Source organism: Curtobacterium sp. MCSS17_006 (assembly GCF_003234215.1).
In the GTDB taxonomy this organism is placed as follows: domain Bacteria; phylum Actinomycetota; class Actinomycetes; order Actinomycetales; family Microbacteriaceae; genus Curtobacterium; species Curtobacterium flaccumfaciens.
In genome coordinates this window covers 179,562-204,420 of record NZ_QKSO01000001.1, presented here as the reverse complement: position 1 = coordinate 204,420, position 24,859 = coordinate 179,562, and the positions used below count along the sequence as shown (strand labels likewise).

The window sequence follows — 24,859 nt, the reverse complement described above, 5'->3', positions numbered from 1 at the left end:
GACGGTACGCGCGAGCGCCTGAGCACAGCACACAGAAGTGACTGGTCGAGGTGGTTACCGCGTCGCAGCGGCCTGCGGAACGACCGCCAGGATCTCCTCGGCGACCTCCCGCCCGATGCGCACGGCACCGTCGACGTGCTGGTAGCCCTGCCCGGCCAGGTCGCTCGAGGCGAAGCGGATCGGACCGACCGCGGCACGCTGGTCGGCGCCGTAGCGGACGAGCCCGCCCAGGTCGAAGCTCGCTGCGTAGGCGCCGCGCGTCCACTCCTCGGTGCCCCAGTCGCTCTCGTAGTAGACGACCGGCGACAGGGCCTCGTCGCCGTAGTAGTGCGCCAGCGAGGCGAGCACCCGGGCCCGGCGTTCCTCGGTCGACAGCGCGAACAGGTCGTCGGCGTGCTGGTCGGAGACGAACCCGACCAGGGTCCCCTGCTCCGAACCGTGCGAGGTGTTGTCGTACGCCTCGTGCACCACCTCGTACGGGCTGAACGCGGTGCCGGACAGGCCCGCCGCACGCCAGAAGGGACGGTCGTAGACGGCGTGCACCTTGATCACGAAGCCCATCGACAGGTGCTGGTGCAGCTGGTGCTGGCGTCGGGGCAGCGGCGGCTCGTACGAGATCCGCGAGTACAGGGGCGGCGGGACCGCGACGAGGGCCTGTCGGGCGTGCACCTCGATCCCACCGTCGGCGAGGGCGACGACCCCGTCGTCGCCCCAGCGCAGCGTCCGGACCGGTGCGTTCAGGTGCACGTCGTCGCCGAGGCGCGCGGCGAGCCGCTCGGACACCTGCTGCATGCCGCCGACGACCCGCTTGTCGAGGATGAAGTCGGCGTCGACCAGGTTGGTGAAGCTCCCGGCGGACGCCGCCATCAGCAGGGCCTGCAGTGCGGAGAACGCGTGCGCGGGCTTCGTGAGCATGGCGCCGGCGATGAACAGCTCGACGTTGTCGGTCGCGACCCGGTCGGGGCTCAGGTCGTGCAGCCAGGCGCGGAACGAGACCTCGTCGAGGGCGGCCGCGTCCGGGGTCTCCCAGGGGCGCGCCGGGTCGACCTCCGCGACGTACTCGTCGACGACGGCGACGAGCCGTTCGATCTCGTTCGCCGTGGCCTCGGGCAGGGGGAAGATGTCGCCGGTGTACTCGGTCCGGGTGCCGTCGGCGTCGATGTAGACGCTGGAGCCCTCGCGGTACCGGTCGTACGTCTGCAGCCCGAGCTCGTCGAGGGTCTCGAGCAGTGCGGTCTGGTCGGGCGAGACCCACTGCCCGCCGATCTCCAGGGTCACCCCGTCGATGTCGTTCGTCCAGGTGCGACCCCCCACGCGGTCGCGGGCCTCGAGCACGGCGACCCGCAGGCCGGCGCCCCGCAGGCGGTTCGCGGCGGTGAGACCGGCGACACCGGCTCCGATGACGACGACGTCCTTCTCGATCATCGAGCTGCTCCTTGTGCGGTCGTGGTGCTGTCGGTGTGCCGGAACGGGTCCGGGGTCAGCGTGTACATGGTCTCGAGGTACTCGGCGATGCCCTCGCCGCCACCCTCGCGACCGAGGCCGGACTGCTTCACGCCGCCGAACGGTGCCGAGGCGTTCGACACGACCCCGGTGTTCAGCCCCAGCATGCCGGTCTCGAGCCGCTCCATCAGGCGCTGCCCGCGTGCCGGGTCCTCGGTGAACGCGTAGCCGACCAGACCGTACTCGGTGTCGTTCGCGGCGGCCACGGCCTCGTCCTCCGTGCGGAACGTGCGGATCGCGAGCACCGGCCCGAAGATCTCGTCGTCGAGGATCGCGCTGCCCGGCTGCACGTCGGTCAGGACGGTCGGCGCGTAGAAGGTGCCGGGCCCGTCGAACGGGTGCCCGCCGGTCCGGAGGGTCGCCCCGCGCTCGACCGCATCGGTGACCAGGCGGTGGGCCTTGTCCACGGCGCGGGCGTCGATGAGCGGCCCGATCGCGACGCCGTCCTCGGTCCCCCGGCCGACCCGCATCGCGGCGACCCGTTCGGTGACCCGGCGGGTGAACTCGTCGGCGACGTCCTCGTGCACCAGGAACCGGTTCGCGGCGGTGCAGGCCTGGCCCGTGTTCCGGAACTTCGCGGCGAGCGCGCCCTCCACCGCCAGGTCGAGGTCGGCGTCGGCGAACACCAGGAACGGGGCGTTGCCCCCGAGCTCCATGCTCGTCCGGAGCACGTTCTGCGCCGCCTGGCCGAGCAGCGTCCGTCCGACCGGCGTGGAACCCGTGAAGGACAGCTTCCGCAGGCGGCGGTCGGCGATCACCGGCGCGGAGACGTCGGCGGCGTGCGTGGTCGGGACGACGTTGACGACGCCGGCGGGCACGCCGGCCTCGACGAGCAGGTCGGCGAACAGCAGGGTGGTCAGCGGCGTCAGTTCGGCCGGCTTCACGACGACGGTGCAGCCGGCGGCGAGCGCCGGTGCGATCTTCCGGGTCGCCATCGCCAACGGGAAGTTCCACGGCGTGATCAGGAACGCGGGCCCGACGGGCTTGTGCGAGACGGTGGCGCGGCCGGTCCCCTCGGGGTTGGTGCCGTACGAACCGCCGATCCGGACCGCTTCCTCGGAGAACCAGCGGAGGAACTCGCCGCCGTACGCGACCTCGCCGCGGGCCTCGGCCAGGGGCTTGCCCATCTCCAGCGTCATCAGGAGCGCGAACTCCTCGCGTCGCTCCTGCAGCAGGTCGAAGGCGCGGCGCAGCACCTCGGCGCGCTGCCGCGGGGGCGTGGTCGCCCAGCCGTGCCGTGCGGCGACGGCGGCGTCGAGCGCCTTCCGGCCGTCCTCGGGTGAGGCGTCGGCGATGCGCAGCAGTGTTTCGCCGGTCGCGGGGTCGACGACGGCGAAGGTCGCGTCGTCGGCCGCCGGCTGCCAGACACCGTCGACCAGGAGGCCCGTGGGGACGCGGTCGAGCACCGCCTGTTCGGCGGCTGGTCCGGTGGCGTCGGGGACGCTGGGCCAGGCTGTCGCGGGGATGGTCGCGCTCACGACGCGGCCAGCCCGTCGAGGACGACGGTCAGGCCGTCGCGGAGCAGGTCGTCGTCGATCGACAGCGGCGGCAGGAAGCGCACGACGTTGCCGTACGTGCCGGCCGTGAGGGCGATGACGCCGTGCTCGAACGCGTACCGCACCACCCGTCCGGTCAGCCCGGGGTCGGGATCACCGGTGGCGGGGTCGACGAGCTCCATCGCGACCATCGCACCGCGGCCGCGGACGTCGCCGATGCGGGGGTCGTCGGCCTGGGCGCTGCGCAGGGCGTCGAGCAGGACCGTACCGATGGCTCCGGCGCGCTCGACGAGTCCGTCGTGCTCGAAGGCGTCGATGGCCGCGAGGGCTGCGGCGCAGGCGATCGGGTTGCCGCCGTACGTCCCGCCGAGGCCGCCGACGTGGGCGGAGTCCATGATCGCCGCACGCCCGGTGACGCCGGACAGCGGGAGTCCGCCGGCCATCCCCTTGGCGGTCGTGACGACGTCGGGCACGATCCCCTCGTGCTCGCTGGCGAACATCGCGCCGGTGCGGGCGAACCCGGTCTGCACCTCGTCGGCGATGAACACGACGCCGTTGGCGGCGGTCCACTCGGACAGCGCGGTCAGGAACCCCGGTGCCGGGACGACGAAGCCGCCCTCGCCCTGGATCGGTTCGATCAGGACCGCGGCGGTGTTCTCGGCGCCGACCTGCTTCTCGATCTGGCTGATCGCACGCTTCGCCGCTTCGGGCCCCGACAGCCCGTCGTGGAACGGGTACGACATCGGGACGCGGTAGACCTCGGGTGCGAACGGCCCGAAGCCGTTCTTGTAGGGCTGGTTCTTCGCGGTCAGCGCCATCGTCAGGTTCGTGCGGCCGTGGTAGGCGTGGTCGAAGACGACGACGGCCTGCCGACCGGTGTGCTTCCGGGCGATCTTGACGGCGTTCTCGACGGCCTCGGCCCCGGAGTTGAACAGCGCCGTCCGCTTCTCGTGGTCGCCGGGGGTCAGACGGTTGAGTGCCTCGGCCACGGCGACGTACCCGTCGTAGGCGGCGATGGTGAAGCACGTGTGCGTGAAGGCGGCGACCTGCTCGGTGACGGCGGCGACCACGCCGGGGTGGGCGTTGCCGACCGACGTCACGGCGATCCCGGACCCGAGGTCGACGAACGAGTTGCCGTCGGCGTCGACCACGACACCGCCACCCGCCGCGACGACGGCGATGGGCACGGCGACGCCGACCCCGGCCGCGACGGCGCCGGCCTTCCGGGCGAGCAGCTCCTGCGATCGCGGGCCGGGGACGGCGGTGACGAGCCGTCGTTCCTGGGGCAGCGACGGGCCGCCGGTGGTCGCTCGGGTCGCGGACGCTGCGGTGGAGGACATGCCGCGATGGTAGGAGCCACCACCGCACACTCGTACTGTCCACGGCGTACATCGACCCCCGGGCGGATCGACCCGGTGGATAGGGTGACCGCATGCCCGCAACGCTGCGCTCCCTGCTGCACCGGCGTGAACTCCACCTGCGCCCGCTCACCGACGCGGACGAGCACGCCCTCGATGCCCCGCTGTCCTGGCTGCACAGCTCGGACCTCGAGGACCCGACCCCGTTCCTCGCCGAAGGCCAGGGGCTGCTCACGACCGGCACGCAGTTCGGTGCCGAGGCCGACGTCCGCGACGACGTCGCCGAGGCCTACGTCCGGCGGCTCGTGGACCGCGGTGTCGTGGCGCTCGGGTTCGGCACCGAGGTCGTCCGCGCCGGCACCCCCGACGTCCTGGTCACCGCTTGCACCCGGCACGGACTGCCGCTGTTCGAGGTGCCCTACGAGACGTCCTTCATCGCGGTCGCGCAGGCCAACGCCGAAGCGGTCGCGCGGGACGCCAACGCGCGCGGTGCCTGGGCCCTCGCCGCGCAGCGCGCCATCTCGCTCGCCGCGATGCGACCGGACGGACTCGGCGCGACCATCGCCGAGCTCTCCCGCCAGCTCGACGGGTGGGTCGGCCTGTTCGACGTCTCCGGGCGGCTCGACCGCGGACACCCCGCCGACGGGCTGCCCGCCGCCGACCTCGACCTCCTGCGCACCGAGGCGCTGCGGCTGCTGCGCTCCGGGCAGCGGGCGAGCCTGCCGGTCGCCACGGAGCGGGGCCTCGGGTACACCCTGCAGACGCTCGGCAGCGGCGGGCACCTGAGCGGCGTGCTGGCGATCGCGAACGGCGGAGCACTCGACCGGGCCGGACGCGAGGTCGTCACGGCCGTCATCGCCCTGGCCGGCCTCGCCCTGCAGCAGAACCGTGAACTCGCCCGTGCCCGCGGACTCCTGCGCACCGGACTCCTGACCATGCTGTCCGTCGGCGAACCCGAGGTGGTGCAGGCGACGTCTCGCGAGGTGTGGGGGCCGCTGCCCGCCGAACCCGTTCGGATCGCCGCTGTCGACGTCCCCGACCACGACCTCGACACCGTGGTGGACCTGCTCGAACTGTGGGTGCAGGACCGTCCGGGGCACCTGTTCTTCGCAGTGGACGACGCCCTGTTCCTCTGCGTGAACGCGGACGACACCGGGATCGTCGGCGAACTCGTCGACCGCTTCGACCTGCGCGCCGGCCTGTCCGACGGCGCCGCGTACCGGTCCTTCGGACGCGCCCGCACCGAGGCCGTGCAGGCACTCGACCGACGCCGTGAAGGACGCCCGGGCACCACCGAGTTCGGCGACCTCGCACGAGAAGGGGTGCTCGCCCACCTCGCCCACGTCGACGTGGACGCCGGTGCGGTCGCCCGCGCGTTCCTCGCCCCGCTGCTCGACCACGACCGCACCGCCGGCACCGAGCTCACGGGCACCGTCCGGACCTGGCTGCAGGAGAACTGCGAGTACGACCGCACCGCACGGGTCCTCGGCATCCACCGGCACACCGCCCGCGCCCGGGTGGAGCACGCCGGTCGGCTCCTCGACCGTGACCTCTCCGTCTTCTCGACCCGCGCCGACCTCTGGGCAGCCTTCGTGGTCGAGGGCGCGTGACGCGCGGCTACGGTGGGAAGATGCCGTCGACACCGGCCCGCCGGCGCCTGAGCCCGGCCGAACGCGGATCCCAGATCACGGCAGCCGCCGTCGACCTGGCGCGTGCCGAGGGCCTCGCGGCGGTGACGCTCCGCGGGGTCGCCGCCGTGATCGGGGTCGCGCCCTCGCTCGTCGCCCACTACCGCCCGAACATGGAGGACCTGGTCGGCGAGACGTTCCGCACCGTCGCGGACGCCGAGGTCGCCGAGGTCCGCGCGATCGTCGCCGCGGCGCCCGACCCCGTCTCCGGCCTCCGCACCCTGCTCGGTTGCATCGCCGATCCCGCCCGCGACGACGTCGCCACCCTGTGGGCGGACGCTTGGAGCATCGGCCGCACGAACGCGGCACTGGCGACCGCGGCATGGGACGTCATGGACGACTGGCAGCTCCTCGCCACCACGGTCGTCGCCGACGGGGTGCGCGCGGGTGTGCTGCACACCGACGACCCGGACGGCGTCGGACGCCTGCTCTTCGCGCTCGTCGACGCCACCAACGGGTACGCCCTGGTCGACTACCTCGACCGCCCGACCCGCGAGGGCCTGGTCCGCACGACGATCGCACGAGCGGTGGGCCTGGACGGGTCAGCCCTGTCGGGGTGACACCCGACGCAGCGCCACCCACTGCAGCAGCATGATCGTCTTGCCGTCGGCGATCCGACCGTCCGCCACCATCGCGAGCGCCTCGTCGAGCTGCACCTCGAGCACCTCGATGTCCTCACCCTCGTCCTCGACGCCGCCGCCGGCCTCGACCCGGTCGGTCGGCGTGTACGCGCCGAGGTAGAAGTGGACCCGCTCGGTGACCGAACCGGGGCTCATGAACACGTCGCCCAGGTGCTCGAGCGCGCCGAGCCGGATGCCGAGCTCCTCGGCGGCTTCACGCCGGACCGCGGTCTCGGGGTCGTCCTCGTCGAGCAGTCCCGCCGCGGCCTCGATCAACATGCCGTCCGGGTGTCCGTTCACGTACGCGGGCCACCGGAACTGCCGCGTGAGCAGGACGGTGCCCCGCTCGGCGTCGTACGGCAGCACCGTCGCGCTGTTCCCGCGGTCGTAGGTCTCGCGCTGCTGCCGGTCCCACCGACCGTCACGGCGCCGGACGTCGAGGGTCGTGCGACGGAGCACGTGCCACCCGTTCGACACCACCTCGACGTCCCGCACGACGACGTCGGGGTTGCGGTCGAGGGCACGGCCCACGGCGTCGAGGCCCGTCCGACCACGGTCGTCGGGGACGTCCACTCCGGCGCGCTGGACGGTGGTGCGTTCGTCGGTCACCCGGTCACCGTAGCGGGGCACCTCGGCAGGACCCCGTCCGCTCGGTACGCTCGACGTGCCGCACCAGGGAGCGGCAGAGGACGGTGCAGCATGACCAGGACGTTCATCCTCCGACGACCGGACCGACCGCAGGTGGTCACCGTGTCCTTCGTGCTGTGGTTGGTGTGGGTGGCAGCCTGCGTCGCCGCCACGGTGCTCCAGTTCTCCGTGACGGACGCGGCGGTCGGCCAGGCGCCGGTCCTCGCCGGGATCGTCGCCCTGGTGCTCTGGGCCCTGGTGACGTGGGCGGTGTTCCGGATGGCCGCGGGCTCCCGCGTCGCGCGCATCGTGCTCGTCGTCGTCGCGGCCTTCCGCGCGCTCCTGAGCATCACCGGCGGCGAACTCGCGGTCCTGACGATCGCACTGTCGGTCGTCGCAGCGGTCCTGCTCTTCCTGCCCAGCGCGCGCCCGTTCTTCGCCCCGCAGCAGGCGCGGAGAGCCGACCACGGGTTCGACGGAACCGGCGTGTCGGGGCCGAGCCGTGCCTCCAGGCCGGATGCCGACCACACGACGGACGCCGACCGGGCCTGAGGCCGGACGCGTCGACGGCCGTCCCCGGCCCGCGCCCGAGAAACAGGAAAGGCCCCGGATTCCTCCGGGGCCTTTCCTGTTTTCGCCTGGTGCGCGAGGGGGGACTTGAACCCCCACGCCGTTTCCAGCACACGGACCTGAACCGTGCGCGTCTACCAATTCCGCCACTCGCGCCAGCCCCGAAACACTACCACGCACAGACGGGTGTCAACGCCAACCACTACCATGCAGTGGTTGACGACCGACGACACGGGAGACGCATGGGCCTGCTGGACAACTTCGAGCGAGGGTTGGAACGCGCCGTCAACGGCGCCTTCGCGAAGACCTTCCGCTCCGGGGTGCAGCCCGTCGAGATCTCGAGCGCCCTGCGGCGCGAGCTCGACACGAAGGCCGCGGTGGTCTCGCGCGAGCGCATCCTCGTGCCGAACGAGTTCACCGTGCGCCTGGCGCCGCCCGACTGCACGCGCATGAACGACGTCGGTCGCCCGCTCATCGACGAACTGACCCAGATGGTGCACCAACACGCCGTCGCGCAGAACTACTCGTTCTCCGGCCCGGTCACCATCCGGCTCCAACAGGACGGCACGCTCTCGACGGGCATCCTGCAGGTCGACTCCACCACCGTCCAGCGCGACGTGGCCTGGATCCCGGTGCTCGACATCGGCTCGCAGCGACACCGACTGCACCGCGGGCGCACGGTGATCGGGCGCGGCAGTGACGCGGACATCACCATCGCGGACACCGGGACGAGCCGGAAGCACGTCGAGGTGCTGTGGGACGGCAAGCACGCCCAGGCCACCGATCTCGGCTCCACGAACGGCTCGAAACTGAACGGTCAGCACTTCCAGCAGGCGATCGTTGAGCCGGACTCCACCATCGAGATCGGTCGTACCCGTATGGTGTTCCGGGTGATCCCGGAGAACGACGGAGGTGCTCGATGACCACAGGCCTGACCCTGCTCGTCCTGCGCTTCGCGTTCCTGGCGGTGCTCTGGCTGTTCGTCTTCGTGATCGTGTTCGCCCTGCGCAGCGATCTCTTCGGACAGCGCGTCCGCACCATCCCGACCGATCCCAAGTCGGCGCCGTCCGGGCCCAGCACCCCCACCGTCCCCGCTGCGGCGGCCCCCGGGCCCGCCTCGAGCGGTGCCTTCACCGACGTGATCGGTCAACCGGGTGGTGGGCAGCGGCCCGCCTCGCCGGCCGCGGCCCGACTCGTCATCACCGAGGGTGCGCGTGAGGGCATGGAGATGCCGCTGGGTGGCGGCCCCATCACGATCGGGCGTTCGAGCGAGTCGAACGTCGTGATCCGTGACGACTACACCTCGACCAACCACGCCCGCCTCGACCTCCGCGCCGACGGCTGGCTCCTCACCGACCTCGAGTCCACGAACGGCACCTTCGTCAACGGTCAGAAGGTGAGCGCTCCCGTCCTCGTGGCAGAGGGCACGCCCATCACGATCGGGACGACGACGTTCGAGCTGCGGCGGTAACCCGGCATGACCGCTCGCACGCTGAGCGCCGCTGTGTCCCACGTGGGGCGCATCCGCGCGAACAACCAGGACTCCGGCTACGCCGGGGCGCACCTGTTCGCGGTGGCGGACGGCATGGGCGGCCACGCCGGCGGTGACGTCGCCTCGGCGATCGCGATCCGACGCATCCGCGAGGTCGACCGCGAGTTCCCGTCGGCGCACGACGCCGAGTTCGCGCTGCAGTCGGCGCTCATCGCGGCGAACCAGCTGATCACCGAGACCGTGTTCGAGCACCAGGAGCTCACCGGTATGGGCACCACGGTGTCCGCGATGATCCGCGTCGGCGAGCAGATCGCGATCGCGCACATCGGCGACTCCCGCATCTACCGTCACCGCGACGGTGAGCTGCAGCAGATCACGTCCGACCACACCTTCGTCCAGCGGCTGGTCGACAGCGGCCGGATCACACCGGAGGAAGCCGCGGTCCACCCGCGTCGCTCCGTGCTGATGCGCGTGCTCGGCGACGTCGACGCTGCTCCAGAGGTCGACACGGCGATAATGGACATCCAGCCGGGCGACCGCTGGCTGCTCTGCTCCGACGGCCTGTCCTCGTACCTGGCCGAAGAGCGCATCCGCCACGCCCTGGCCTCGAACATGGACGCCAACCAGGTCACGCAGCGCCTGGTGAAGGAGACGCTCGACCACGGCGCCCCCGACAACGTCACCGTCGTGGTGATGGACGTCACGGACACCGAACCCGAGGACGACGACGACGCGGCCACCACGGTCGGTTCCGCCGCGGCACCGCTCACCTTTGAGGCGTCGACCGGCCGCAAGCCGATCCGCCTCCCCACGATCCTGCTGCACCCGCTCAAGGTCACCACCGCCCCCGAGGACTCGCACTTCGAACCCGAGTCCGACCAGTTCTTCGCCGAGCTCATCGCCGAGGACCGCCGACGCCGCATCCGCCGTCGGGTGTCCTGGACCGTCGCGCTCGTGGTCGCCGTCGCCGTGCTCGTCGGCGCGGTGTTCGTCGGCTGGCGGATCACGCAGGACCACTACTACGTCGGCACCGACCGGGGCACCGTCGCGATCTACAAGGGCGTGCAGCAGTCGATCGGGCCGTTGGCGCTGTCGGACGTGTACGAGGACAGCGACATCACGGTCTCGTCGCTGCCGGACTACACCCGCGAGAACGTCCGCTCCACGATCAACGCGCAGTCGCTCTCCGACGCCCGTGACATCGTCGAGCGCCTGCGCAAGGCCGCCGCGACCGGTGAGGACCAGGCCGGCACCGGTGGGGACGGCGACGCCAGCTCGTCCCCGTCGCCCTCGCCGACCCGATCGCCGTCGCCGAGCCCCACGCGGAGCGCGCGATGAGCAACGCCACGGCCGCCCAGTCCTTCACCCAGGCGATCACGATCAAGCTCCGGGAGCCCGCCCGCGCGCGGAACCTCGAGCTCTTCCTGCTCGTCATCGCGTGCGGCATCTGCGCGGGTGCGATGGTGCTCGTGCAGCTCGGCACCAAGGGCCGGCTGTTCGACCAGTCGGTGCTCTGGGTCGGCGGCGGCATCCTCGGCCTCGCGCTGGTCATGCACGTGGTGCTGCGGGTCGTGGCCAAGAACGCCGACCCGTTCATCCTGCCGATCGCGCTCGTCCTGAACGGCATCGGCATCGCCGAGATCTACCGCATCGACGTCCACAACGGCCTGTCCGGCTGGGACGCCATCGGCGTGAAGCAGATCGTCTGGACGATGCTCGCGATGGTCCTGGCGATCATCACGCTCGTCGCCGTCCGGAACCACCGGTTCCTGCAGCGGTACCGCTACATCTTCATGGCGCTGACGATCGTCCTGCTGCTCCTGCCGATGCTGCCGGGGATCGGCACGAACATCGGTGGCGCGCGGGTCTGGATCAAGATCGGCCCGTTCTCGTTCCAGCCCGGTGAGCTCGCGAAGATCACCATGGCGCTGTTCTTCGCCGGGTACCTCGTCACCGCCCGTGACTCGCTGTCGATCGTCGGCAAGAAGTTCCTCGGCATGACGTTCCCGCGTGCCCGTGACCTCGGCCCGATCCTGGTCATGTGGGGCGCCGCGATGGCCGTCCTGGTGTTCCAGCGCGACCTCGGCACCGCCCTGCTCTACTTCGGCCTGTTCCTCGTGATGATCTACGTCGCCACGGCACGCATCAGCTGGGTCGCGATCGGTCTGACGCTGTTCATCGGTGGTGCCCTCGTCGCGCAGAGCGTCCTGGAGTACGTCCGCGGCCGCTTCGAACAGTGGCTCGACCCGTTCAACCAAGAGGTCTTCAGCCGCGACACCCAGGCGAGCTACCAGCTCGTGCAGGGCCTGTTCGGCTTCGCGAACGGCGGTATCACCGGCACGGGGCTCGGGCAGGGCCGGCCGTACATCACGCCGGTCGCCAACGCCGACTACATCGTCGCGTCGCTCGGTGAAGAGCTCGGCCTGATCGGCGTCTTCGCGATCCTCGCCCTCTTCATCGTGTTCGCCTCGCGTGGCATCCGCGTCGGGTTCATGGCGCAGGACGACTTCGGCAAGCTGCTCGGGGTCGGCTTCGGCTTCATCATCGCCCTGCAGGTGTTCGTCGTCGTCGGCGGCATCACCCGGATCATCCCGGTGACCGGTCTGACCACGCCGTTCATGGCCGCCGGTGGTTCCTCGCTCATCGCCAACTGGATCATCGCCGCGATGTTGCTGCGACTCACCGATTCCATCCCAGCCGAACAACGCGTCCAGCAGGGCGCGATCCCCGCCGCGAGCGGGCGGTCTGCGCGCGCGACCAGGAAGGAGCGTCGTCGATGAACCGACAGCTCCGCGGTGTCTCGACCGTCATCGTGCTCATGTTCGTCGCACTCTTCGTGTCGACGACGTCGATCCAGTTCTTCGCGGCCGACTCGTTGCGCGCCGACTCCCGGAACTCCCGAACCATCTTGGACAGTTACTCCACCAAGCGTGGCGCGATCCTCGTCGACGGCAGCCCGATCGCCGAGTCGACCCCGGTGGACGACCAGTACCAGTACCAGCGGAAGTACACGAACGGTGACCTGTACTCCGCGGTCACCGGGTACTTCACGATCGGGCAGGGCAACACCGGCATCGAGAGCGCGGAGAACACCGTGCTCTCGGGCAACTCGGACGCCTCGTTCTTCCAGAACCTCAACTCGATCCTCACCGGCCAGGACGTCCAGGGCGACAACGTCAACCTGACCATCGACCCGGACGTGCAGCAGGCCGCGTACGACGCGCTCGGCACCAACAGCGGCGCCGTCGTCGCGATCCAGCCGAAGACCGGCAAGATCCTCGCGATGGTGTCGAAGCCGAGCTACGACCCGAACTCGCTCACCTCGCACGACACGGCCGAGGTCAAGCGGCAGTACGACGCGCTGCTCGGGGCCGACACCGCTCCGCTGCAGAACCGTGCCATCGGCGGCGACCTGTACACCCCCGGCTCGGTGTTCAAGCTCGTGGTGGCCTCGGCGGCACTCGAGGGCGGCAAGTACAACCTCGACTCCACGTTCCCGAACCCGTCGCGACTGCAGCTGCCCGGCACGAGCTCGTACATCAACAACGCCGAGGGCGGCACCTGCGGTGGCGGCGACAAGGTCAAGCTCCGCACGGCGATCCAGTACTCGTGCAACATCCCCTTCGCCGAACTCGGCCAGAAGCTCGGGTACGACGCGATCAAGAGCATGGCCGACAAGTACGGCTTCGACGACGCGATCGAGATCCCGATGGCGGCGACCGCCAGCCAGTACCCCGACGTCGACTCGACGGCCCAGCTCATGCTGAGCGCCTTCGGCCAGGCGAGCGTCCGGGTCTCCCCGCTGCAGATGGCGATGGTGTCGGCCGGGATCGCGAACGGCGGCAAGGTCATGCAGCCCTCACTCGTCGACTCGATCACCACGAGCGACCTGAAGACGGTCGAGTCCTTCTCCCCGAAGCAGTACAGTGATCCGCTGTCGTCCTCCGAGTCCGCTGACCTCACCGAGGCCATGCAGAGCGTCGTGAGCGCGGGGACCGGTACCAATGCCAAGATCGACGGTGTCGACGTTGCCGGCAAGACCGGCACGGCCGAAGGTGGCACCGGCGATCCCTACACGCTCTGGTTCACGGGGTTCGCCCCCGCCAAGGACCCGGAGGTGGCCGTCGCGGTCGTCGTCGGCAACGGCGGCGGGCTCGGGCAGTCCGGAGTCGGCAACACGGTCGCGGCCCCGGTCGCGAAGAAAGTCATGGAGGCGGTGCTGAACAAATGAGACCCACCAGCGGACTCACCTTCGGTGGGCGGTACCAGCTCTCCTCCCGGGTCGCCATCGGCGGCATGGGCGAGGTGTGGCAGGCGACCGACCTCGTCATCGGCCGAACCGTCGCACTCAAGATCCTCAAGGACGAGTACCTCGGTGACCCCGGCTTCCTCGAGCGCTTCCGCGCCGAGGCCCGGCACGCCGCGCTCGTCAACCACGAGGGCATCGCCAACGTCTTCGACTACGGCGAGGAGGACGGCAGCGCCTACCTCGTGATGGAGCTCGTCCCCGGCGAAGCCCTGTCGACCATGATCGAGCGCGAGCACACGCTCCCGGTCGACAAGGTGCTCGACATCGTCGCGCAGACCGCGAACGCCCTGCAGGCCGCACACGCGGTCGGCCTGGTGCACCGCGACATCAAGCCCGGCAACCTGCTCATCACGCCCGACGGCCGCGTCAAGATCACCGACTTCGGCATCGCCCGCATCGCCGATCAGGTCCCGCTCACCGCGACCGGTCAGGTGATGGGCACGGTGCAGTACCTGTCGCCCGAGCAGGCGAGCGGCCACCCCGCTTCGCCGTCGACCGACATCTACTCGCTCGGCATCGTCGCGTACGAGGCCCTGGCGGGTCGTCGTCCGTTCACCGGTGAGTCGCAGGTCGCGATCGCGATGGCGCACATCAACGAGCAGCCGCCGCCGCTGCCCGGGGACATCCCCGAGCCCGTCTCGGCCCTGGTCATCTCGTGCATCGCGAAGAAGCCGGCCGACCGTCCTGCGACGGCCGCGAACCTCGCACGCGCCGCACAGGCGCTCCGTCGTGGTGACGTCGCCGCAGCCACCGTGGCCGTCCCCGCGATCGCGCAGAACGGCACCGTCGCGTTCAACCCGCCCCAGGGCCAGGGGAACGACGCCGCGACCGCACTCCTCGGTACCCAGGCCGGAGCGATGGCCGGCGGACCGGGCACCCCCCGCTCGCCCGTCTCCGACGAGCCCGAGGAACCGAAGAAGAAGCGCGCCTGGATCTGGTGGGTCGTCGGCATCATCGTCGTGCTCGCCATCGCCGCCGGCGCCGCGTACGCCCTGAACGCGAACAACGCCCCGGAACCCGAGCCCGCGAAGTCCTCGAGCACGCCGAAGGCGACCCGCACGCCCACGCAGACCCCGTCCCCCGAACCGACCGAGACCCGCGTCACGGTCTCGGCGGCGGACTACCAGGGGCAGAACGCGGAGCAGGTCGCGAACCAGCTCCGCGCCCGGGGCCTGCAGGCCGAGGTCGTCGCCGGGTCGAACGCGACGTCGTCCGACCAGGTCGGCACCGTCGAGTCGCTCAGCCCCGAGGGCAGTCTGGCCCCCGGCACGCTCGTCACCGTCAAGGCGTTCGGCGACGTGCTGACCGCAGCGGCACCCGAGCGTGCCACCGGCGGGACCGTCAGCGAGTCCGGTCGTGTGACCTTCAGCTGGCCCGCGTACACGAGCTGCCCCGCCGGGTACTCGGACGTCAGCTACACGTACACGATCGACAACGGCACTGTCCCCTCGAACGGCAGCAGCTCCGGCTCCACCTCCGGTACCGCGGTGACCGTCGCCGGCGCCCAGTACGGCAAGGTGACCCTGTCGTACAAGGTGACCTGCAAGTCGCCGCAGTCCGATTCCTCGGTGGTCTCCGCGTCCTCGCCGGGCGCGCAGGTCGAGTGGACCGAGCCCACGGACCAGGAGACGACGAACCCGGACGAGGGGATCGACCCCAGCGAGGGCACGAACCCGAGCCAGGCCGGACCGCAGGACTGACCCCCTTACGGGGACTGTCGACACCGTTCGGTAACGGTTCGGTCGACCCCTCCCTGACCAGCGTCTCACCAGGTGGTGCTGCCGTACACTAGCCCGGACGAACAGACGGAGGAGTACGTGCCAGAAGGTGTGACCGCGGGGATCACGCTCCTCGCCAATCGCTACGAGATCGGTGACGTCATCGGTCGGGGCGGCATGGCGACCGTGCACCTCGGCAACGACACCCGCCTCGGCCGCAAGGTCGCGGTGAAGCTCCTCAAGCCGAGCCTCGCCAACGACCCGGCCTTCCGCACGCGGTTCCGGCAGGAAGCCCAGGCCGCTGCACGCATGGCGCACCCCACCGTCGTCCGCGTGTACGACGCCGGCGAAGAGACGGTGTCGGAGCCGTCGGGCGCCGAGGTGCAGGTCCCCTTCATCGTCATGGAGTACGTCGAGGGCCGTCCGCTCTCCGACATCATCGCCGAGGGCGCCGTCGCCCCGGACGAAGCCGTGCGCATCACCGAGGGCATCCTCACCGCGCTCGAGTACTCGCACCGTGCCGGCGTTGTCCACCGCGACATCAAGCCCGCCAACGTCATGGTCACCCACACCGGCCAGGTCAAGGTCATGGACTTCGGCATCGCCCGAGCCATCACGGACACCTCGGCGACGGTCGCGCAGACCACGTCGATCCTCGGCACCGCCTCGTACTTCTCACCGGAGCAGGCCCGCGGCGAGACCGTCGACGCCCGCACCGACCTCTACTCCACCGGCGTCGTGCTCTTCGAGCTCCTCACCGGTCGCGCACCGTTCCTCGGGGACACCCCGGTGGCGGTCGCCTACCAGCACGTCAGTGAGCAGCCGGTCGCACCGTCGACGATCTCGCCCGATGTGTCACCTGCCCTCGACGCAGTGACCCTCCACGCCCTGGTCAAGGACCGCACGCGCCGGTTCCAGAACGCGGCCGAGTTCCGCTCGGACCTGCAGCAGGCCGCAGCCGGCCGGGTGCCCGCGTCCACGAAGAAGCAGCAGCAGAACGCGGCGAACGACGCCTCGACCGTGCTCTTCGGCGTCGACCCGCGCACGACGACCAACGCCGCATCGGCGTTCCGCGAACTCGACGACGACACCGCCGAGCACCGACCGCAGCGCACGCAGAACCGTCCCCCGGTCGCGTGGATCTGGGTCGGCATCCTGCTCACCGTCGCGGTCATCGTCGCCGTGGTGTTCTTCGTCGCGAACCTGCAGCCGGGCAAGCCGCCGGTGTCGTCCTCGGTCAGCGTGCCCAACGTGGCGGGTTCGACCTACAGCGCGGCGGCCAGCGCCCTCGACAAGAAGGACCTCAAGCCCGTCAAGGTCGAGGAGAACTCCGACAGCGTCGACAAGGGCACGGTCATCCGGACGGACCCGGGCTCCGGCGTGAACGTCGGGCGCAACCAGAACGTCAACGTCGTGGTCTCCCTCGGGCCGGAACGCGTCCCTGTGCCCGAACTCAACGGGCAGTCGCAAGCGGCAGCGCAACAGTCCCTGGACGACGCCGGATTCCGTCTCGGAGCGATCTCGAGTGACTACTCGGCCGACGTCCCCGAGGGCACCGTGCTGAGCTCCGACCCCGAGTCGGGTTCCCTGCACACCAAGGGCATCGTGATCAACCTCACGATCTCCAACGGGAAGGTGCAGCTGCCCGACGTCACGCAGCAGCAGTACTCGGCGGCGAAGGCCACCGTCGAGCAGCTCGGGCTCACCGTGAACCCGGCGCCGTCCTACTCGTGCACCGGCGGACTCGTGACCCAGCAGGACACCCCTGCCGGAGACGTCGCCCAGGGCAGCGCCGTCACGCTCACCTACTGCGCGCGAGCTGCGGCGCCACCGAAGGCACCGTCGTCGAACAACGACAACAACGACAGCGGCGGCAACAGCGGGAACAACGATCGCGGTGACGACCAGGGTGACGACGGCCGCTGAGCCGACCGTCTCCTGACGCGACCGTCCTGACGGACGGGTGACGAACCTCCAGTCCGTCCTTCGTCCCTGCGCTGCGTCTGCTCATCGCCTCCGGTTGCCATGCTGGTTCTACGGCCTGGAGGCACGGCGCACGCCCGCAACCGACGGCACGTCACGCAGACGGTGCGGTCCAGTGCCGGAAGACGCCGTCGTGTCGGCACGACGGCCCGGAACGCACGAGACGCCGCCGGATCCGGCGGCGTCTCGATGACACGACGGCGTCTGCCGCCACGGGGCGTTCGTCAGGCGCGGTGCGTCGCGATGAGCGGCCCGAGGTCGGCGGCGCGTTCGGCGGCTCCCGACAGCCCGGTGGTCTCGAGCCAGTTGCCGACCATGCGGTACCCGCCCTCGGTCAGGACCGACTCCGGGTGGAACTGCACGCCGAACACGGGGTGCGCGCGGTGCTGCACGCCCATGATGACCCCGCCCTCGGTCCGCGCGGTCACGGTGAGCTCGTCGGGGACGGTGCCGTCGACGATCGCGAGCGAGTGGTACCGCGTGGCCGTGAAGGGGTGCGGGACACCGGCGAAGAGCGCGCTGTCGTCGTGGTCGACCTCGGAGGTCTTGCCGTGCATGAGCTCCTCGGCGTGCGTGACCGTGGCGCCGAGCGCCTCCGCGATGGCCTGGTGTCCGAGGCAGACACCGAGCAGCGGGGTCTCGGCAGCGATGGCCGCGTGCACCGTGGGGATCGAGACGCCGGCAGCCGCCGGTGTTCCCGGACCGGGCGACAGGAGCACGCCGTCGTACTCGGCGATGCGGTCGGCGATCTCGGACTCGGGGAAGGCATCGTTGCGCACGACGTCCGTCTCAGCGCCGAGCTGCTGCACGTACCCGTTGAGCGTGTAGACGAAGCTGTCGTAGTTGTCGACGACGAGGATCCTGGTCATGGCGGTTCACCGTACTCGTGGGGGATGTGTGCGGCGGTCCGCGGGCCGATCCACACACGTGGTCACGGTAGGATACCGGCCATGGCCAAGGACAAGGACCGCACCAAGCCCGCCCGGACGACCCGAGCTGACTCGGTCGACACCGCGGGGGACGCCCCGAACCCGGTGTGGTTCAAGCCGGTCATGTTCGGCTTCATGCTCATCGGTCTGGTGTGGGTGATCGTCTTCTACATCTCGAACGCCACGCTGCCGGTTCCGAGCCTCGGCTCGTGGAACATCGTCGTGGGCTTCGGCATCATGTTCGTCGGCTTCCTCATGACCACCCGCTGGCGCTGACCCTCAGCCCGCTGTTCTCCCGACGCCCGTCGCACCGCAAGGTGCGGCGGGCGTCGTCGTTCTCCACAAGCTCGAGCGCTGCTGGAACGCACATCCTCGAGGATCCCGGCGTTCTCCACACTTTTCCCCACTCTCCACACCGTCATCCACACCTCCACCCCGGAGTTATCCACAACCGATTCCACAGTGGGGATAATCACACTGGTGTAACTCACCGACTTCTCCACACCTGTGGATAACTCGCAGCAGCGCTGTGGACAGCTGTGGACGAGCAGGACACGGACAGCCCTGGGAACGACGAACGCCCCGCCGAAGTGCGACGGGGCGTTCGGGGAGCGTTGTGGCGGTGTCAGCCGATCGTGACCGCGTACCCCACAGCGGTGAGCGCGATGCCGAGGACCGCCGCGCCGATGATCAGCGCGATCTGCAGCGGACGCTTCCGGATGTTGCGCGTCTGTGCGAAGACGAAGCCCATCAGGAAGCCGCCGATGATCCCGCCCACGTGCGCCTGCCACGAGATGTTGACGCCGGGCAGGAACCCGATGACGAGGTTCAGTCCCATGAGGACGAGGAGCTGCACGGCGTTGTTCCCCAGGCTGCGCTGCAGCACGAAGAACGCGGCGAACAGCCCGAAGATGGCACCCGAAGCACCCAGCACGGTCGTCCCCGGCGCCAGGAAGGTGACGAGCATGGACCCGAAGATCCCCGTGATGAAGTACAGCGCCACGAACCGCCAGGTGCCGAGCATGTTCTCGAGCATCCGACCGAAGATCCAGAGCGCCCACATGTTGAACAGGATGTGGAAGATGCCCGAGTGCACGAACAGTGAAGTCACCACACGCCAGGGCTGCGTCGGCAGCAGGAACGAGTTGTAGGCGAGCAAGCTCGTGAAGAACCGCCCGCTGACCTGGTCGAGCAACCAGATCGCCACCGTGATCGCCACGATGACGGTGGTGCCCTTCTGGTCGAGCATGGCGAAGCGCCGCCGAGCGACCGTGAACCCACTGGGGGCTCCGGACGCTCGGCGGTTCGCTGCGAACTGTGCTCGCTGTTCACGCACGCACTCCGGGCAGTGCACCCCGACCGCCGCCGGCGTCTGGCACTCCGGGCAGATCGTCCGCCCACAGCGCTGGCAGAGCACGAAGCTCTGCCGGTCCGGATGCCGGTAGCAGGTGTTGTTCGGGTTGTACGCCTGGTCGGTCACGTGCGGGTCAGACGCCTTCGACGTCGATGCTCTGGATGACGACGTCCTCGACGGGCTTGTCGCGACCGTCGGTCGGGACGCCCTCGATCGCGTCGACGACCGCGCGGGACTCGTCGTCGGCGACCTCACCGAAGATGGTGTGCTTGCCCTGCAGCCACGGCGTCGCCACCGTGGTGATGAAGAACTGCGAGCCGTTGGTGCCGCGGCCGCCCTGGATGCCGGCGTTCGCCATGGCGAAGATGTAGGGGTTCTGGAACGTGAGCTCCGGGGAGATCTCGTCGTCGAAGCGGTACCCGGGGCCACCGATGCCCTGGCCGAGGGGGTCGCCGCCCTGGATCATGAAGTCCTTGATGATGCGGTGGAAGATCACGCCGTCGTAGAGCTTGTCGGTCGAGACCTTGCCCGTGCCGGGGTGGGTCCACTCCTGCTGGCCCGTGGCGAGGTCGACGAAGTTCTTGACGGTCTTCGGTGCGTGGTTGCCGAACAGGTTGACGCGGATGTCGCCCTTGTTGGTGTGGATCGTTGCGACAGCGGTGTGCAGAGACATGTTCCGATTCTCGCATGTACTCCTGACCGCGGACGGATTGCACAGCTGCGGTTCCGTGACCTGTCAGGCAGTGTGGTGGCAGGATGGGGTCACGCCGATCCGATGGAGGTACCAGATGACGACGATCGAGATCCCGCGAAAGCGTCGGAAGCAGATCAAGAAGCTCAAGGGCCAGACCGCCTCGCTCCTCGGCGAGCAGCGCAAGGTCCTCGAGCACGCGAACGCGATCCTGGCTGAGGCCCGGTCGAACGCCGCGGACGCAGCTCGCAAGGACATCGCGCCCCGCGTGCAGAACGCGATCGACAACGGGATCCGTCCCGCGTTCGCCACCGGCGTACACGCTGCCACCTCGGCAGCGCAGAGCGCTTCGCACAAGTTCCAGTCCGAGGTGGTCCCCGGACTGGTCTCGACCGCTGGCTCCGTGCTGAGCGTGACCGACCTCGCGAAGGACCCCCGGGTCAAGAAGATCGTGAAGAACGCACAGAAGAAGAGCAAGAGCGCGAAGAAGGCCGCTGCGAAGTACGTCCCGTCGCAGCAAAAGAAGGGTCTCGGCTTCGGCGGAGTAGCACTCATCATCGTCGGCGTCGTCGCCGTCGCCGGTGCTGCGTACGCCGCGTACCAGACGCTCCGCGCCGACGACGACCTGTGGGTCGCCGACGACGCTGACACGGCGGAGAAGCCCGCCGCCTGACCTCCCGGTTCGTACGAAGGGCCCCGGCTGCTGCCGGGGCCCTTCGTCGTTCCCCGGGCCTGGCGTCCACAGACCCGCGCACGACGACCGGCCTGAAGCGCGCCCACCTACCTGCCTGGAGGCGCAGACCGGCCTGACCCCGCGCCTCCCGTCCGCCATGCGCTTGCGCAACACGCCCCGGGGCGGCCGCCGAAAGGTCGCAACCTGTCGCTCGGACGACGCGCAGACGACAGTTCCAACCACCTCGGCGAACCGCACACGGCATGTCGCGACCACTCGACAAGATGCCGGCCGCAGGCAGATTGGCCGACCGAGCCGCCCACGACGACCGAGCCGCCCGCGACGACCGCGCCGCAGGGGCGGCGGCGCGCATGGGCACAGAACGAAGCCCCTGGGCAGACGACGGAGTCGGCAACCAGGGGCTGATGCGAGTGGAGCCTGGGAGAATCGAACTCCCGACATCCTGCTTGCAAAGCAGGCGCTCTACCAACTGAGCTAAGGCCCCGAGTGCCACCGAGGTGATCGGCGACGGGATGGAATTGTCGTGCTGTTCCGGAGAACTGGTGGGGCTACAAGGACTTGAACCTTGGACCTCTTCGTTATCAGCGAAGCGCTCTAACCGCCTGAGCTATAGCCCCTCAGACCGGATGAAAGCCTACCGTACGATCCCGCCGGAACGAAATCGAGCAGTGGGCCCATCCGGCCCGGGTGTGTCAGTTGTTCGTGAAGCCCACGAGCAGACCGCCCGTGATCCGAACACTGAGGTTGTAGAGCACGCTCACGATGGCGCCGAGCACGGTGCCGACGACCACGTTGAGGATGCCCACGACGATGGAGAACCCGAGGACCTGGCCCAGCGAGAACTGGTCCATGATCGAGTAACTGTTCTGCCCGGTGACGTCCTTCAACAGGGCGTCGACCTGGGTGAACACACCCGTCTGGTTGAGGATGACCCACACCAGTGCCGTGGCGACCACGATCACGATGCTGCCGGCCAGGGCGATGAGGAAGCTCAGCTTCACCATCGACCAGAAGTCGACGTAGACCAGTCGCAACCGCACCTGGCGGGTGCCGACGGGTCGCTTCGCCTTCTTCTGGAGCTTCTCGGCGACACTACTCATTGCTTGACTGGTCCTCTCCGGCCTCGTCTGCGACGGGCTCGGTGTCGATGGGATCAGTGGAATCCGGGGCCGCTTCGGCTGGGCTGACCGTCTCCACCGGGCCCGCGGGCTCGATCTCGGCGTCGTCCTGGTCGTCCAGGTTCCGCTCGGTGTTCCGGGCCACCGCGATGATCCGGTCGTTCTCCGCGAACCTCGCGAAGACGACGCCCATCGTGTCACGGCCCTTGGCAGGGACCTCGGCCACGGCAGACCTTACCACCTTGCCCGATTGCAGCACGACGAGCACCTCGTCGTCCTCGCCGACGATGAGAGCGCCCACAAGATCGCCTCGGTCGAGCGCCAACTTGGCCACCTTGATGCCCAGACCACCACGGCCCTGCACCCGGTACTGGTCGACCGCGGTGCGCTTGGCGTAGCCACCCTCGGTCATCACCCAGACGAAGCCGTCGTCGGAGACGACCCGGGCCGCGAGCAGCGAGTCGCCGTCGCGGAAGGACATGCCCTTCACACCCGAGGTCGAGCGACCCATCGGACGCAGGGTGTCGTTCGTCGCCGTGAACCGGAGCGACATGCCCTGGCGGGACACCAGGAGCAGGTCGTCGTGCTCGTCGACGAGCAGCGCCTGCCGGAGCTTGTCGCCGTCGCGCAGGTTGATCGCGATGATGCCGCCGGTGCGGTTCGTGTCGTACTCCGTGAGCGCGGTCTTCTTCACCAGACCGTGCTCGGTCGCGAGGACGAGGTACTGCGCCACCTCGTAGTCGCGGATGTCGAGCACCTGCTGGATCTGCTCGTCGGGCTGCATCGCGAGCAGGTTCGCGACGTGCTGGCCCTTCGCGTCGCGGCCGGCCTCCTGCAGCTCGTACGCCTTGGCACGGTAGACCCGGCCCTGGTCGGTGAGGAACAGGAGCCAGTGGTGCGTCGTCGTGACGAAGAAGTGCTCGACGATGTCGTCGGCGCGGAGCTGGGCCCCGCGGACACCTCGGCCGCCACGGTGCTGCGAGCGGTACTGGTCGCTGCGCGTGCGCTTGACGTAGCCACCGCGGGTGATGGTGACGACCATCTCCTCTTCGGGGATCAGGTCTTCCATCGACATGTCGCCGTCGTAGCCGAACATGATCTCGGTCCGGCGGTCGTCGCCGAAGCGGTCGACGATCTCGCTCAGCTCGTCGCGGATGATCGAGCGCTGGCGGCTCTCCGACCCGAGGATGTCCTGGAAGTCGGCGATCTTGCGCTCGAGCTCTTCGGCCTCGTCGTGGATCTTCTGACGCTCGAGGGCGGCGAGACGACGGAGCTGCAGCTCGAGGATCGCGCGCGCCTGGATCTCGTCGACGGACAGCAGGTCCATCAGGCCGGTGCGGGCCTCTTCGACGTCGGGCGAGCGGCGGATGAGCGCGATGACCTCGTCGAGGGCGTCGAGCGCAGCCAGGTAGCCACGCAGGATGTGGGCGCGCTTCTCGGCCTCGCGCAGCCGGAACTGCGTGCGGCGGACGATGACGTCGACCTGGTGGGCGACCCACGCCGAGATGAAGCCGTCGAGCGGCAGTGTGCGGGGCACCCCGTCGACGATCGCGAGCATGTTCGCGCCGAAGTTCTCCTGCAGCTGGGTGTGCTTGTACAGGTTGTTCAGCACGACCTTGGCGACGGCGTCACGCTTCAGCACGATGACCAGGCGCTGCCCGGTACGGCCGGAGGTCTCGTCACGGATGTCGGCGACACCGGCGAGCTTGCCGTCCTTGACCAGCTCGGCGATCTTGATCGCCAGGTTGTCCGGGTTGACCTGGTACGGCAGCTCGGTGACGACGAGGCAGGTGCGACCCTGGATCTCCTCCACCGAGACCACGGCCCGCATCGTGATCGAGCCACGGCCGGTGCGGTAAGCGTCCTGGATGCCCTTGGTACCGAGCACCTGCGCACCCGTCGGGAAGTCCGGGCCCTTGATGCGCTGCATGAGCGCGGCGAGCAGCTCTTCGCGGGTTGCGTCGGGGTTGTCGAGCGCCCACTTGGCGCCCTCGGCGACCTCGCGCAGGTTGTGCGGCGGGATGTTCGTGGCCATGCCGACCGCGATGCCGACCGAGCCGTTGACGAGCAGGTTCGGGAACCGGGCCGGCAGGATCGCCGGCTCCTGGGTGCGGCCGTCGTAGTTGTCCTGGAAGTCGACGGTGTCCTCGTCGATGTCGCGGACCATCTCGAGCGCGAGCGGCGCCATCTTCGTCTCGGTGTACCGCGGGGCGGCGGCGCCGTCGTTGCCCGGCGAACCGAAGTTGCCCTGGCCGAGCGCGAGCGGGTACCGGAGCGACCACGGCTGCACCAGGCGGACGAGGGCGTCGTAGATCGCCGAGTCACCGTGCGGGTGGAACTGGCCCATGACGTCACCGACGACACGGGAGCACTTCGAGAACGCACGGTCCGGGCGGTAGCCGCCGTCGAACATCGCGTAGATCACACGGCGGTGCACCGGCTTGAGACCGTCGCGGACCTCCGGCAGGGCGCGACCGACGATGACCGACATCGCGTAGTCGAGGTACGAGCGCTGCATCTCGAGCTGCAGGTCGACCTGCGAGATGCGGTCACCGGAGACGACGATGTCCCCACTGTCGCCGTGGACGATCTCGGGCAGCTCGTCGGCGCCGTTCTCGTTGTCGTCAGCCATGTGGCTTCGTTCCCTTTCTGGACAGCCTGGAGGCTGTGGTTCCGTTGGTCGCGCCGGGCGCGACCACAGGTGGTCAG

The 24,859-nt window shown here is 69.7% G+C and carries 21 protein-coding genes and 3 tRNA genes; 12 read left to right on the top strand and 12 right to left on the bottom strand.

Features of this window, described 5'->3' with window-relative positions; genetic code table 11:
- Positions 1-54: 54 nt before the first annotated feature.
- From DEJ21_RS01040 to gabT, 3 genes are all read right to left on the bottom strand, one after another.
- Complete coding sequence (locus DEJ21_RS01040) at positions 55-1,425, bottom strand: NAD(P)/FAD-dependent oxidoreductase (RefSeq protein WP_111223428.1); 1,371 nt, start codon at positions 1,423-1,425, stop codon at positions 55-57.
- The gene (locus DEJ21_RS01035) at positions 1,422-2,909 is read right to left on the bottom strand and encodes an NAD-dependent succinate-semialdehyde dehydrogenase (RefSeq protein WP_111223568.1); all 1,488 of its coding nucleotides are present in this window, start codon (positions 2,907-2,909) and stop codon (positions 1,422-1,424) included. The genes DEJ21_RS01040 and DEJ21_RS01035 overlap by 4 nt, the downstream gene beginning before the upstream one ends.
- A gap of 68 nt (positions 2,910-2,977) precedes the next feature.
- Entirely contained in the window at positions 2,978-4,339 is a 1,362-nt protein-coding gene (gene gabT / locus DEJ21_RS01030; RefSeq protein WP_111223427.1) for a 4-aminobutyrate--2-oxoglutarate transaminase, read from the bottom strand.
- Between the two features lie 92 nt (positions 4,340-4,431).
- On the opposite strand from gabT, the gene DEJ21_RS01025 reads away from it, so the two are divergent.
- The gene (locus DEJ21_RS01025; RefSeq protein WP_111223426.1) at positions 4,432-5,967 is read left to right on the top strand and encodes a PucR family transcriptional regulator; all 1,536 of its coding nucleotides are present in this window, start codon (positions 4,432-4,434) and stop codon (positions 5,965-5,967) included.
- A 20-nt stretch (positions 5,968-5,987) separates the two neighbouring features.
- Positions 5,988-6,605 (top strand): TetR/AcrR family transcriptional regulator, encoded by a 618-nt coding sequence (locus DEJ21_RS01020; RefSeq protein WP_146247671.1) that lies wholly within the window; start codon positions 5,988-5,990, stop codon positions 6,603-6,605.
- Here DEJ21_RS01020 and DEJ21_RS01015 read toward each other — a convergent pair.
- Positions 6,588-7,274, bottom strand: a complete 687-nt coding sequence (locus DEJ21_RS01015; protein ID WP_111223567.1) for an NUDIX domain-containing protein — start codon at positions 7,272-7,274, stop codon at positions 6,588-6,590. The genes DEJ21_RS01020 and DEJ21_RS01015 overlap by 18 nt on opposite strands.
- A gap of 90 nt (positions 7,275-7,364) precedes the next feature.
- On the opposite strand from DEJ21_RS01015, the gene DEJ21_RS01010 reads away from it, so the two are divergent.
- Complete coding sequence (locus tag DEJ21_RS01010) at positions 7,365-7,844, top strand: hypothetical protein (RefSeq protein ID WP_111223424.1); 480 nt, start codon at positions 7,365-7,367, stop codon at positions 7,842-7,844.
- Positions 7,845-7,931: 87 nt separating this feature from the next.
- Here the strand turns inward: DEJ21_RS01010 and DEJ21_RS01005 are convergent.
- A tRNA-Leu gene (locus DEJ21_RS01005) sits at positions 7,932-8,018 on the bottom strand.
- A gap of 86 nt (positions 8,019-8,104) precedes the next feature.
- Here DEJ21_RS01005 and DEJ21_RS01000 point away from each other — a divergent pair.
- From DEJ21_RS01000 to pknB, 7 genes are all read left to right on the top strand, one after another.
- Positions 8,105-8,785 carry a DUF3662 and FHA domain-containing protein gene (locus DEJ21_RS01000; protein WP_017887797.1) on the top strand — a complete coding sequence of 227 codons (681 nt, stop codon included), beginning with the start codon at positions 8,105-8,107 and terminating at the stop codon, positions 8,783-8,785.
- Positions 8,782-9,333 carry an FHA domain-containing protein gene (locus tag DEJ21_RS00995; RefSeq protein WP_111022491.1) on the top strand — a complete coding sequence of 184 codons (552 nt, stop codon included), beginning with the start codon at positions 8,782-8,784 and terminating at the stop codon, positions 9,331-9,333. The genes DEJ21_RS01000 and DEJ21_RS00995 overlap by 4 nt, the downstream gene beginning before the upstream one ends.
- 6 nt (positions 9,334-9,339) lie before the next feature.
- Complete coding sequence (locus tag DEJ21_RS00990; RefSeq protein ID WP_111032512.1) at positions 9,340-10,692, top strand: Stp1/IreP family PP2C-type Ser/Thr phosphatase; 1,353 nt, start codon at positions 9,340-9,342, stop codon at positions 10,690-10,692.
- A complete protein-coding gene (locus tag DEJ21_RS00985; RefSeq protein ID WP_071404142.1) occupies positions 10,689-12,134 on the top strand; it encodes an FtsW/RodA/SpoVE family cell cycle protein in 1,446 nt (481 codons plus the stop codon). The genes DEJ21_RS00990 and DEJ21_RS00985 overlap by 4 nt, the downstream gene beginning before the upstream one ends.
- On the top strand, positions 12,131-13,585 hold the full coding sequence (locus tag DEJ21_RS00980; protein WP_111223423.1) for a penicillin-binding protein 2: 1,455 nt from the start codon (positions 12,131-12,133) through the stop codon (positions 13,583-13,585). Before DEJ21_RS00985 ends, DEJ21_RS00980 begins: the two co-directional genes overlap by 4 nt.
- Entirely contained in the window at positions 13,582-15,363 is a 1,782-nt protein-coding gene (locus DEJ21_RS00975) for a serine/threonine-protein kinase (protein WP_111223422.1), read from the top strand. The genes DEJ21_RS00980 and DEJ21_RS00975 overlap by 4 nt, the downstream gene beginning before the upstream one ends.
- A 117-nt stretch (positions 15,364-15,480) precedes the next feature.
- Entirely contained in the window at positions 15,481-17,307 is a 1,827-nt protein-coding gene (pknB, locus tag DEJ21_RS00970; RefSeq protein WP_258366971.1) for a Stk1 family PASTA domain-containing Ser/Thr kinase, read from the top strand.
- A gap of 281 nt (positions 17,308-17,588) precedes the next feature.
- Here the strand turns inward: pknB and DEJ21_RS00965 are convergent, their stop codons facing one another.
- A complete protein-coding gene (locus tag DEJ21_RS00965; RefSeq protein ID WP_111022494.1) occupies positions 17,589-18,233 on the bottom strand; it encodes an aminodeoxychorismate/anthranilate synthase component II in 645 nt (214 codons plus the stop codon).
- Between the two features lie 81 nt (positions 18,234-18,314).
- Here DEJ21_RS00965 and DEJ21_RS00960 point away from each other — a divergent pair, with 81 nt between their 5' ends.
- Positions 18,315-18,569 (top strand): cell division protein CrgA, encoded by a 255-nt coding sequence (locus tag DEJ21_RS00960; protein ID WP_071404137.1) that lies wholly within the window; start codon positions 18,315-18,317, stop codon positions 18,567-18,569.
- 349 nt (positions 18,570-18,918) lie between these two features.
- Here the strand turns inward: DEJ21_RS00960 and DEJ21_RS00955 are convergent, their stop codons facing one another.
- Positions 18,919-19,773 carry a rhomboid family intramembrane serine protease gene (locus tag DEJ21_RS00955; RefSeq protein ID WP_111028834.1) on the bottom strand — a complete coding sequence of 285 codons (855 nt, stop codon included), beginning with the start codon at positions 19,771-19,773 and terminating at the stop codon, positions 18,919-18,921.
- 7 nt (positions 19,774-19,780) lie between these two features.
- Entirely contained in the window at positions 19,781-20,320 is a 540-nt protein-coding gene (locus tag DEJ21_RS00950; protein WP_027466924.1) for a peptidylprolyl isomerase, read from the bottom strand.
- A gap of 115 nt (positions 20,321-20,435) precedes the next feature.
- Here DEJ21_RS00950 and DEJ21_RS00945 point away from each other — a divergent pair, with 115 nt between their 5' ends.
- The gene (locus DEJ21_RS00945; RefSeq protein WP_051597033.1) at positions 20,436-21,011 is read left to right on the top strand and encodes a hypothetical protein; all 576 of its coding nucleotides are present in this window, start codon (positions 20,436-20,438) and stop codon (positions 21,009-21,011) included.
- A gap of 432 nt (positions 21,012-21,443) precedes the next feature.
- Here DEJ21_RS00945 and DEJ21_RS00940 read toward each other — a convergent pair.
- The 4 genes from DEJ21_RS00940 to gyrA all read right to left on the bottom strand — a co-directional run bounded on the left by DEJ21_RS00940 (position 21,444) and on the right by gyrA (position 24,782).
- Positions 21,444-21,516: transfer RNA gene (locus DEJ21_RS00940), tRNA-Ala, on the bottom strand.
- Positions 21,517-21,572: 56 nt separating this feature from the next.
- Positions 21,573-21,649 (bottom strand) — tRNA-Ile (locus tag DEJ21_RS00935).
- A 75-nt stretch (positions 21,650-21,724) separates the two neighbouring features.
- Entirely contained in the window at positions 21,725-22,132 is a 408-nt protein-coding gene (locus DEJ21_RS00930) for a DUF3566 domain-containing protein (RefSeq protein ID WP_027466922.1), read from the bottom strand.
- On the bottom strand, positions 22,125-24,782 hold the full coding sequence (gene gyrA / locus DEJ21_RS00925) for a DNA gyrase subunit A (protein ID WP_111022497.1): 2,658 nt from the start codon (positions 24,780-24,782) through the stop codon (positions 22,125-22,127). Before gyrA ends, DEJ21_RS00930 begins: the two co-directional genes overlap by 8 nt.
- Positions 24,783-24,859 lie beyond the last annotated feature (77 nt).

Bases quoted from the DNA above. Each gene is read 5' to 3' on its own strand.
- DEJ21_RS01040 (WP_111223428.1), bottom strand. From the start codon at position 1,425: ATGATCGAGAAGGACGTCGTCGTCATCGGAGCCGGTGTCGCCGGTCTC.
- gabT (WP_111223427.1), bottom strand. From the start codon at position 4,339: ATGTCCTCCACCGCAGCGTCCGCGACCCGAGCGACCACCGGCGGCCCG.
- DEJ21_RS01025 (WP_111223426.1), top strand. From the start codon at position 4,432: ATGCCCGCAACGCTGCGCTCCCTGCTGCACCGGCGTGAACTCCACCTG.
- DEJ21_RS01020 (WP_146247671.1), top strand. From the start codon at position 5,988: ATGCCGTCGACACCGGCCCGCCGGCGCCTGAGCCCGGCCGAACGCGGA.
- DEJ21_RS01010 (WP_111223424.1), top strand. From the start codon at position 7,365: ATGACCAGGACGTTCATCCTCCGACGACCGGACCGACCGCAGGTGGTC.
- DEJ21_RS01000 (WP_017887797.1), top strand. From the start codon at position 8,105: ATGGGCCTGCTGGACAACTTCGAGCGAGGGTTGGAACGCGCCGTCAAC.
- DEJ21_RS00995 (WP_111022491.1), top strand. From the start codon at position 8,782: ATGACCACAGGCCTGACCCTGCTCGTCCTGCGCTTCGCGTTCCTGGCG.
- DEJ21_RS00990 (WP_111032512.1), top strand. From the start codon at position 9,340: ATGACCGCTCGCACGCTGAGCGCCGCTGTGTCCCACGTGGGGCGCATC.
- DEJ21_RS00985 (WP_071404142.1), top strand. From the start codon at position 10,689: ATGAGCAACGCCACGGCCGCCCAGTCCTTCACCCAGGCGATCACGATC.
- DEJ21_RS00980 (WP_111223423.1), top strand. From the start codon at position 12,131: ATGAACCGACAGCTCCGCGGTGTCTCGACCGTCATCGTGCTCATGTTC.
- DEJ21_RS00975 (WP_111223422.1), top strand. From the start codon at position 13,582: ATGAGACCCACCAGCGGACTCACCTTCGGTGGGCGGTACCAGCTCTCC.
- DEJ21_RS00965 (WP_111022494.1), bottom strand. From the start codon at position 18,233: ATGACCAGGATCCTCGTCGTCGACAACTACGACAGCTTCGTCTACACG.
- DEJ21_RS00960 (WP_071404137.1), top strand. From the start codon at position 18,315: ATGGCCAAGGACAAGGACCGCACCAAGCCCGCCCGGACGACCCGAGCT.
- DEJ21_RS00950 (WP_027466924.1), bottom strand. From the start codon at position 20,320: ATGTCTCTGCACACCGCTGTCGCAACGATCCACACCAACAAGGGCGAC.
- DEJ21_RS00945 (WP_051597033.1), top strand. From the start codon at position 20,436: ATGACGACGATCGAGATCCCGCGAAAGCGTCGGAAGCAGATCAAGAAG.
- DEJ21_RS00930 (WP_027466922.1), bottom strand. From the start codon at position 22,132: ATGAGTAGTGTCGCCGAGAAGCTCCAGAAGAAGGCGAAGCGACCCGTC.
- gyrA (WP_111022497.1), bottom strand. From the start codon at position 24,782: ATGGCTGACGACAACGAGAACGGCGCCGACGAGCTGCCCGAGATCGTC.